Genomic DNA, 8,994 nt, shown 5'->3' with positions numbered 1-8,994 from the left:
GCGAGCGCCCCGCGCCGCCGGGAGCTTCCGGCGGGCGCGGGGCGCGAGTTCGCGTGGCCCAGTGTCACAGGCTCGTCGACGTCGAGGAGCCGCTGCTGGCGACCACCACGATGAAGACGATGTAGATGACGAAGACGACGATGCCGGCGATGGCCGACCAGATCGCCCACTGCTTCGCCTTGCGCGAGGACTCCTGCGCACCAGCGAGGTCGCCGGCAGTGAACTTGCCGTTGACCTGCGCCGCGTACACGATCGAGACCACGCCGAGCGGCAGGCAGCAGAACAGCGTCGTCAGGATCGCCCAGACGAGGTTGTTCGGCGGCGGGGTCGAGCCGCCGTAGCCGCCCGAGGAGGGCGGCGGGGGCGGAGGTGCGTTGTAGGTCATGCAGCGTGTCCTTTCGCGTTCCCGTTCACCCCGAAGGTGAACGCGGTGGTCGGCCCGAGCCTAATGGATTGTTCACCCGCCGCCGGTATCAACCCGCCTGCACGCTCATCAGCACGTCGTCGAGGTCGTCGGGCTTGACCAGCACGTCACGCGCCTTCGAGCCCTCGCTCGGCCCCACGACGCCCCGGCTCTCGAGGATGTCCATGAGGCGCCCGGCCTTCGCGAAACCGACGCGCAGCTTGCGCTGCAGCATCGAGGTGGAGCCGAACTGCGTGTTGACCACGAGCTCGATCGCCTGCAGCACCAGGTCGAGGTCGTCGCCGATGTCGTCGTCGAGCTCGCGCTTGGACTGCTGGACCGCCGTCACGTCCTCGCGGTACGAGGGCGTGAGCTGTTCCTTGCAGTGCTCGACGATCGTGAGGATCTCGGCCTCGGTGATCCATGCACCCTGCATGCGCATCGCCTTGTTCGCGCCCATGGGCAGGAACAGTCCGTCGCCCTGCCCGACGAGCTTCTCGGCGCCGGGCTGGTCGAGGATGACGCGGCTGTCGGCCAGCGAGCTGGTCGCGAACGCGAGGCGGCTGGGCACGTTGGCCTTGATCAGGCCGGTCACGACGTCGACGCTGGGACGCTGGGTGGCCAGCACGAGGTGGATGCCGGCGGCACGCGCCAGCTGGGTGATGCGGACGATCGAGTCCTCGACGTCGCGCGGGGCGACCATCATGAGGTCGGCGAGCTCGTCCACCACGACCAGCAGGTACGGGTACGGCGTCAGGACGCGCTCGCTGCCGGGGGGCGGCTGCACCTTGCCCGACGCGACGGCCTTGTTGAAGTCGTCGATGTGGCGGAAGCCGAAGTTGGCCAGGTCGTCGTAGCGCAGGTCCATCTCGCGCACGACCCACTGCAGCGCCTCGGCGGCCTTCTTCGGGTTCGTGATGATCGGCGTGATCAGGTGCGGGATGCCCTCGTAGGCATTCAGCTCGACCCGCTTGGGGTCGACCAGGATCATGCGCACCTCGTCGGGGGTGGAGCGCATGAGGATCGACGAGATCATCGAGTTGACGAAGCTGGACTTGCCCGAGCCCGTGGCGCCCGCGACCAGCAGGTGCGGCATCTTCGCGAGGTTCGCCACGACGTAGCCGCCCTCGACGTCCTTGCCCAGCCCGATCACCATCGGGTGGTGGTCGCTGCGTGCCTTGTTCGAGCGCAGGACGTCGCCGAGCGACACCATCTCCTTGTCGACGTTCGGGATCTCGACGCCGATCGCGCTCTTGCCCGGGATCGGCGACAGGATGCGCACCTCGTTGGAGGCGACGGCGTAGGAGATGTTCTTGCTGAGCGCCGTGACCTTCTCGACCTTGACCGCGGGGCCCAGCTCGACCTCGTACCGGGTGACCGTCGGGCCACGCGTGTAGCCCGTGACGGTCGCGTCGATCTGGAACTGCTCGAGCACCTCGGTCAGCCGGGCGACGACCTCGTCGCTGGCGGCGGAGCGGGTCTTGGGCGGCGTGCCCTCCTTGAGCGCGCTCGGCTCGGGGAGCGTGTAGACCACGTCGCCCGACAGCGCGAGCTGCTCGGCGCGGACCGGCAGCGGCTCCATGGGCTCGAGCGAGGGCTGCGGCTCGGGCTCGCTGAGCACGGCGGCGGCCGGGGCGGCACCCTTCGCGGTGACGGGCACCTGGCGGTCCTCGTCCGGGCCGTCCACCAAGGGGTTCTCGAACGGCTCGTCGTCGACGACGGGAGTCGTGCGCGGATGACGCTTCTTGACGGGCGCCGGCGCGGGCGCCTCGGCCTCGGGCTCCTCGCGGTGACCCGTGGCGCGACCCAGCACCGACCTGACCCGGTCGGGAACGGCGTACAGCGGCGTCCCGGTGACGACGAGGATGCCGAAGAGCACGACGAGCACGAGGATCGGGGCGACGACCCACCCGGTCTTGAGCAGGTCGACCAGGATCGCGGAGAACAGGAAGCCCACCGCTCCCCCGGCCTCGGACATGCCGGGGTCGCTGGGGCGCGGGGTGTCGTGGGCGAGGTGGACCAGGCCCAGCACGCCGCCGACGATCGCGGACCAGCCGATCACTTGGCGGCCCGCCGGCCCGTTGCGGTCGGGGTGGCGCAGCGTGCGCCACGCGACGACGGCCAGCAGGATCGGGACCGCCCAGGCCAGGACGCCGACCGTGCCGGTGGTGACGCGGCGGACGACGTCGCCGACCGCGCCGGTGACGTCCCACCAGACCGCTGCGGCCGTCACGAGCGAGAGCGACACGAGGCCCAGGCCGACGCCGTCACGACGCTGCTCGGCGTCGAGCTCGCGGGCGCCGTGCCCGATGCTGCGCGCGATCGCTCCGACGATGCCCGCCAGCCCGAGCCACAGGGCCGTGGACGCGCGGAGCACCCCCTGGAGGGCAGCACTGAAGGGACCAGGACCCGCCTTGGGAGCCGAAGGCTTGCGCGCGGGTTGCTTGCGCGCCGCCGGCTTCTTGCGGGCCTGGCTGCCGGACGGCCGCTTGCGCGGCGGGGAAGACGTTCGGGTCGCCATGCTGCCAAGGCTAAACCAGAACCTGAGACTTCTCACGGACCCACGCCGCGAACCCCCTGCAACGACGGATCGGCGACGGCCCGGGCGAGGGCCAGCGAGACGAGCTGCGGATCCGGCGCCTCGGCGCCCAGCAGGGGCGCGGTGACGACGTCGGCACCCAGCCGGCCGATGCGCGCCACCCCCTCCCCCGACACCAGATCGTAGAGCGCGACGACCACGCGCCGGCTGTGGGCGCGCGCGACGTCGAGCGCCTGGTCGACCGGGGTGCCCTCCCCCTCGACGACGCCGACGTGGACCGGACCGCCCCACACCGCACTGAGCAGCCGCGCCGCGCTGGACACGTCCTCGAGCGCGCGGGGACCGTCGACGCGCGGCGCCACCAGCACGATGGTGTCGCTCGGGCGGGCACCGGCCTCGATCAGCCGACGGACGCCGATCTCGGCCAGCACCCAGTCCGGTCCCACCGACGGCGCGACCCGGATCCGCGCATCGCTGCGAACCACGTCGGCCAGCAGCGATGCCGACACCTCGTCGTGACCCAGCAGCAGCGGGACGATCACACGCGGACCGGGGGTCTCGGCGACCACGTCGGGCAGCAGCGGGTGCTGGACGTCGACGAAGGCGTCCACCACCTCGTACCCGTGGGCCTGCTTGCGCACGGCGTTGACGAGGCGCGAGAGCGCCGTCCTGCCGGCGTGCGAGGTGGTTCCGTGGCCGCACACGATGATCCTGGTCCTCACCTGCCCCAGCGTGCTGAGGCGGTGTTTCCCCCGGGTTACGGCGTCCCGGAGGTTGGGTTACGTCTGGATCAGGCCTCGAGCACGACCGGGACGATCAACGGGCGCCGACGCAGGCGGCGACCCGCGAACGAGCCGATGACGCGCCGCATGACCTGCTGCAGCGCGGCCGTGTCGCGCGCACCGTCGGCGAGCGCCTCCTCGAGGGCCGCGACGACCTTCGGGTGGATCGCGTCGAAGACCGAGTCGTCCTCGGCCAGGCCGCGGGCGTGGATCTCGGGGCCGCTGACGATCTTGCCCGTCGTCGAGTCGATGACGGCGATGATCGAGATGAAGCCCTCGGCCGCCAGCGTGCGGCGGTCCTTGAGGTCCGAGTCGGTGACGTCGCCGATCGACGAGCCGTCGACGTAGACGTAGCCCACGTCGTAGGCACCGGCGATGCTGGCGTGGCCGTCGATCAGGTCCACGGCGTAGCCGTCCTCGGCGATGATCGTGTTCGGCACGCCGGTCTGGCGGGCCAGCGCGGCGTTGGCGTGCAGGTGCCGGATCTCGCCGTGCACCGGCATGACGTTCGAGGGCTGCACGATGTTGTAGCAATAGAGCAGCTCGCCGGCCGACGCGTGACCCGAGACGTGCACCAGCGCGTTGCCCTTGTGGACGACGTTGGCGCCCAGCTTGGTCAGTCCGTCGATGACGCGGTAGATCGCGTTCTCGTTGCCCGGGATGAGCGACGACGCGAGCAGCACGGTGTCGCCGGGCTCGAGGTGGACCTTGTCGTGCGTGCGGTTCGCGATGCGCGACAGGGCCGCCATCGGCTCGCCCTGCGAGCCGGTCGACATCAGCACCATCTGCTCGGGCGGGGCCGCGTCGATCGAGTCGACGACCACGCCGTCGGGCACCTTCAGGTAGCCCAGCTCGCGCGCGATCTGCATGTTGCGCACCATCGAGCGACCGACGTACGCGACCTTGCGGTTGTGCTTGACGGCCGCGTCGAGCACCTGCTGGACGCGGTGGATGTGCGAGGCGAAGGACGCGACGATGATCCGCTTCTTGCTGCGGGCGAAGACGGCGTCGATCGCCGGGGTGATCTGCTTCTCGGCCGTCGTGAAGCCGGGCACCTCGGAGTTGGTCGAGTCGGTGAGGAACAGGTCGACGCCGGCCTCGCCGAGCCGCGCGAAGGCGCGCAGGTCGGTGATGCGGCCGTCGAGGGGCAGCTGGTCCATCTTGAAGTCGCCGGTGTGCAGCGCGACGCCCGCGGCGGTCTTGATCGCGACGGCCAGCGCATCGGGGATGGAGTGGTTGACCGCGACGAACTCGCACTCGAAGGGTCCGAACGACTGGACGTCGTTCTCGCTGACGACGTGCATCGGCACGTCCTTCAGCCGGTGCTCCTTGAGCTTGGGCGCCAACAGCGCCAGCGTCAGCTTGGAGCCGATGACCGGGATGTTCCCGCGCTCGCGCAGCAGGTACGGCACACCGCCGATGTGGTCCTCGTGCCCGTGGGTGAGGACGAGGCCGACGATGTCGTCGAGGCGATCGCGGATGGGGGTGAAGTCGGGCAGGATCAGGTCGACGCCCGGGTGGTGCTCCTCGGGGAACAGCACGCCGCAGTCGACGATCAGCAGCTTCCCGTCGAACTCGAAGACGGTCATGTTGCGACCGATCTCCCCGAGTCCGCCGAGCGGGACGACGCGCATGGCGCCGGGGGCGAGCGGAGCCGGCGTGGCCAGCTCGGTGTGCATGTGGCTCATCAGAGCAGACCTGCGTCCTTCAGTGCGGTGCGGATGACCTGGACCTGGTCATCGGTGGCGGGGGTGAGCGGCAGCCGGACGGCTGCGTTGGGGATGATGCCGAGCTCGTGCATGGCGACCTTGGCGGCGATCGCGCCCTGGGTCTGGCTCATGAGCGCGTTCGTGATCGGCAAGATGGCGTCGTCGATCTCACGGGCGCGCACCAGGTCACCGGCGTCGACCGCGTCGAGCAGCTGCTTGATCTGCGCGCTCGCGACGTGACCGGCGACGCTGACGGTCCCGACCGCGCCGAGCGCCAGGTACGGCAGGTTGAGGACGTCGTCGCCGCAGTACAGGGCGAACCGCGTGTTCGCCCGCAGGCGACCGGCGCGAGCCAGGTCGCCGGAGGCGTCCTTCACCGCGAGGATCGTCGGGCGGGACTCGAACTCGGCGTACGTGGACTCGGCGATCTCGACGCCGGTGCGGCCGATGATGTCGTACAGCATGATCGGCGTGTCGCCGGCGACGTCGATGACGGCGTCGATGTTCGCGACGAGGCCCGACTGCGGCGGCTTGCTGTAGTACGGCGACACCACGAGCAGGCCGTGGGCGCCGGTGCGGACCGCCTGCTCGGCGAGCTCGACGGTGTGGCGGGTGTCGTTCGTGCCGACGCCGGCCACGACGGTGGCGCGGTCGCCGACCGCCTCGAGCACGGCCGCGAGCAGCCGGCCGTCCTCCTCGCCGGTCGTCGTCGGGGACTCGCCGGTCGTGCCGCTGACGACGATGCCGTCGGCGCCCGAGTCGACGAGGTGGACGGCGAGCTTCGCCGCGGCGTCGAGGTCGACCTCGCCCTGGGGGGTGAAGGGGGTGACCATCGCGATCAGCACCCGGCCGAACGGAGCGGCCTCGGTGGCCAGCGGAGACGTCATGGTCCGAGGTTACCGTCAGAGCGTCAGACGCTTCGGGCAGGATGAGCCGGTGACCGACTTCTATCCCCGTGACACGATCGCCACCCGCACGCAGGACGGGATCCTCACGCTCGAGGTCTCCGACCGCTGGAACACTCCGCTCGGCAAGCCGAACGGCGGCTGGGTGCTGGCCTCGATGCTGCGCGCCGCGATGGACCACGCCGACGTGGGCCGTCCGGTCGTGGCGGCGATCACCTACTTCGCCTCCCCCGAGCCGGGAACCACGGCCACGATGACGGTCACGCCGGTGAAGCTGGGCCGCCGCGTCCAGACCGTCGACGTCGACCTCGCGTGCGAGGGAAAGCCGCTCGCGCGGATGACCGCCAGCTTCGCCCGCGACCACCACGGCGCAACGCACGAGCTGGCCGGACCGCCCAGCCTGCCTGACCCGGCCGACCTGCCCGACCCCCGTGCGGCCGGCATGCCCGCGGACGGGCTGTTCGGTCGCGTCGAGTACCGCATGGCCCAGTCACCGGGCTGGGCCGAGGGCAAGCCCAGCGGCGACCCCACGGCCGAGCTGTGGCAGCGCCTCGACGGAGGCACCGAGATCGACTGGCCCGCGGTCGCCCTGCTGGCGGACGCCTCTCCCCCGCCGGTCCTGGAGCTGGGCCACCTCGTGTCCATGACGGTGCAGCTGACGGTGCACTTCCACCGCCTGCCCGCACCGGGCTCGTGGGTCGCCTCCCGCTTCACGACGCGTCACGTGAGCGACGGGTTCCACGAGGAGGACGGCGAGCTGTGGGACGCCGACGGCCACCTGGTCGCCCAGTCGCGCCAGCTGGCGATCCTGCTCTGACGGGACTCAGTCGCGGGTTTCGGACGTGTCGGTCGTGCCTTCGTACAGGCCGATCACGTTGCCGTCCGGGTCCTCGAAGATGGCCCACCAGCTGGTCTCGCTGATCGGCTGGCGGTCCATCACGATCCTGGCGCCGTGCTGCGTCGCCAGTTCGAGGGTCTTCTCGATCGAGTCGACCTCGACGTACGAGCGAGGCTGGGTGAACCCCTCCGAGCGCGGGGCCAGCCCGCCGCCGCTGATCTGGTTCGGGGCCTGCCACATCGGGTAGCCCTCGTAACCGGGGTACTCCGCGATCTGCCAGCCGAACAGCGTCGAGTAGAACTGCCCCGCGCGGTCGTTGTCCGCCACCGGGATGTCGACGTGGGTGATGTCGCCGTGTGCCATGGGATTCTCCTCGTCCTCCCGGCCAGTGTCGTCCCGTCGCCGGTCCGTGACAAGACCCTCAGGCTCGCTGGTAGACCGCGATCTCGTAGTCGGGAGTGCCGTCGTGACGCACCCGCTCGACCTCGGTCCACGCGGCGGGGTCGATCGGGGCGAAGAACGTGTCGCCCGGAGGGCTCAGCGGCACGTGCGTGACGACCATCGTGTCGACGAGGTCGCGCTCGAGCGCCTCGTCGAACACGGCGGCACCGCCGATCAGGAAGACCTCGTCGTCGATGTCGTGCGCGCGCGCCAGCGCCGTGTCCAGATCGCCGGCGACCAACACGTCGGGTGCGCCCGGGTCCCAGTCGGCTCGGCGCGTCAGCACGATCGAGGTGCGTCCCGGCAGGGGCCGCCCGATCGACTGGTACGTGGCGCGTCCCATCACGATGGGGTGTCCCCACGTGAGCTCCTTGAACTGGCGCATGTCGCCCGTGCGGGGCCAGGGCATGCCCCCCTCGAACCCGATGACGCCGTTCTCGCCGACCGCCACCGCCACCGTGACCGTCATGCTCAGACCGCGATCGGGGCCTTGATCGCGGGATGCGACCGGTAGTCCTCGACCACGATCGACTCGAGCGTGAAGTCGTCGATGTCGGTGACGCCCGGGTCGAGGCGCAGCGTGGGCAGCGGGAGCGGCTCGCGAGTGAGCTGCTCGCGAGCCTGGTCGAGGTGGTTGACGTACAGGTGGCAGTCGCCGCCGGTCCAGACGAACTCGCCCGGCTCGAGGCCCGTGAGCTGGGCGACCATGTGGGTCAGCAGGGCGTACGACGCGATGTTGAACGGCACGCCCAGGAAGACGTCGGCCGAGCGCTGGTAGAGCTGGCAGCTGAGCTTGCCGTCGGCGACGTGGAACTGGAAGAACGCGTGGCACGGAGCCAGCGCCATGGCGTCGAGGTCGGCGACGTTCCAGGCGCTGACGATGTGGCGGCGCGAGTTCGGGTCGGCCTTGATCGCCTCGATGACCGCCCTGAGCTGGTCGATGTGGCGGCCGTCGGGCGCGGGCCACGAGCGCCACTGGTAGCCGTAGATGGGCCCCAGATCGCCGTTGGCGTCGGCCCACTCGTCCCAGATGGTGACGCCGTTGTCGCGCAGGTACGTGGTGTTGGTGTCGCCGGCGACGAACCACAGCAGCTCGGCGATGACGCTCTTGAGGTGCACCTTCTTGGTCGTCACGACCGGGAAGCCCTCGGCCAGGTCGAACCGCATCTGGTGCCCGAAGACGCTGCGCGTGCCGGTGCCGGTGCGGTCGCCCTTGGCCACCCCCTCGTCGAGGATCCGGCGGACGAGATCGAGGTAGGCCTGCATGCCGGAAGACTAGCAACGCGCTCCCCCGCCGGAGCCGGATGCGCCGACTGACATACTGACCGGCGTGTCAGACGAACGGGCGGTACCGGCATGAGCGAGCGCCAGCGAGCG

General features: G+C 70.6%; 9 protein-coding genes. 1 reads left to right on the top strand and 8 read right to left on the bottom strand.

Annotated elements, in window-relative coordinates:
- Positions 1 to 64: 64 nt before the first annotated feature.
- The 5 genes from RT323_RS10290 to dapA all read right to left on the bottom strand — a co-directional run bounded on the left by RT323_RS10290 (position 65) and on the right by dapA (position 6,320).
- Positions 65 to 385, bottom strand: coding sequence for a CD225/dispanin family protein (locus tag RT323_RS10290; RefSeq protein WP_313407899.1), 321 nt, complete (start codon positions 383 to 385; stop codon positions 65 to 67).
- An 88-nt stretch (positions 386 to 473) separates the two neighbouring features.
- Entirely contained in the window at positions 474 to 2,924 is a 2,451-nt protein-coding gene (locus RT323_RS10285; RefSeq protein WP_313407897.1) for a DNA translocase FtsK 4TM domain-containing protein, read from the bottom strand.
- A gap of 32 nt (positions 2,925 to 2,956) precedes the next feature.
- Positions 2,957 to 3,664, bottom strand: a complete 708-nt coding sequence (locus RT323_RS10280; protein ID WP_313407895.1) for a hypothetical protein — start codon at positions 3,662 to 3,664, stop codon at positions 2,957 to 2,959.
- A gap of 68 nt (positions 3,665 to 3,732) precedes the next feature.
- Positions 3,733 to 5,412, bottom strand: coding sequence for a ribonuclease J (locus RT323_RS10275; RefSeq protein ID WP_313407893.1), 1,680 nt, complete (start codon positions 5,410 to 5,412; stop codon positions 3,733 to 3,735).
- On the bottom strand, positions 5,412 to 6,320 hold the full coding sequence (dapA, locus tag RT323_RS10270) for a 4-hydroxy-tetrahydrodipicolinate synthase (RefSeq protein ID WP_313407892.1): 909 nt from the start codon (positions 6,318 to 6,320) through the stop codon (positions 5,412 to 5,414). The genes RT323_RS10275 and dapA overlap by 1 nt, the downstream gene beginning before the upstream one ends.
- Before the next feature lie 49 nt (positions 6,321 to 6,369).
- On the opposite strand from dapA, the gene RT323_RS10265 reads away from it, so the two are divergent.
- Entirely contained in the window at positions 6,370 to 7,155 is a 786-nt protein-coding gene (locus RT323_RS10265; protein WP_313407889.1) for a thioesterase family protein, read from the top strand.
- Between the two features lie 6 nt (positions 7,156 to 7,161).
- Here the strand turns inward: RT323_RS10265 and RT323_RS10260 are convergent, their stop codons facing one another.
- Genes RT323_RS10260 through RT323_RS10250 form a run of 3 tightly spaced genes read right to left on the bottom strand, consistent with a single transcriptional unit; the run spans position 7,162 to position 8,883 of the window.
- Complete coding sequence (locus RT323_RS10260; protein WP_313407887.1) at positions 7,162 to 7,539, bottom strand: VOC family protein; 378 nt, start codon at positions 7,537 to 7,539, stop codon at positions 7,162 to 7,164.
- Positions 7,540 to 7,597: 58 nt separating this feature from the next.
- Entirely contained in the window at positions 7,598 to 8,086 is a 489-nt protein-coding gene (locus tag RT323_RS10255; protein WP_313407885.1) for a dihydrofolate reductase, read from the bottom strand.
- Positions 8,087 to 8,088: 2 nt separating this feature from the next.
- On the bottom strand, positions 8,089 to 8,883 hold the full coding sequence (locus RT323_RS10250) for a thymidylate synthase (RefSeq protein ID WP_313407883.1): 795 nt from the start codon (positions 8,881 to 8,883) through the stop codon (positions 8,089 to 8,091).
- Positions 8,884 to 8,994: the final 111 nt, after the last annotated feature.

This window comes from Aeromicrobium sp. (genome assembly GCF_032084975.1).
GTDB lineage: Bacteria > Actinomycetota > Actinomycetes > Propionibacteriales > Nocardioidaceae > Aeromicrobium.
Note: the sequence above shows the minus strand (reverse complement) of the source record. Positions and strands in the feature narration are given on the sequence as shown.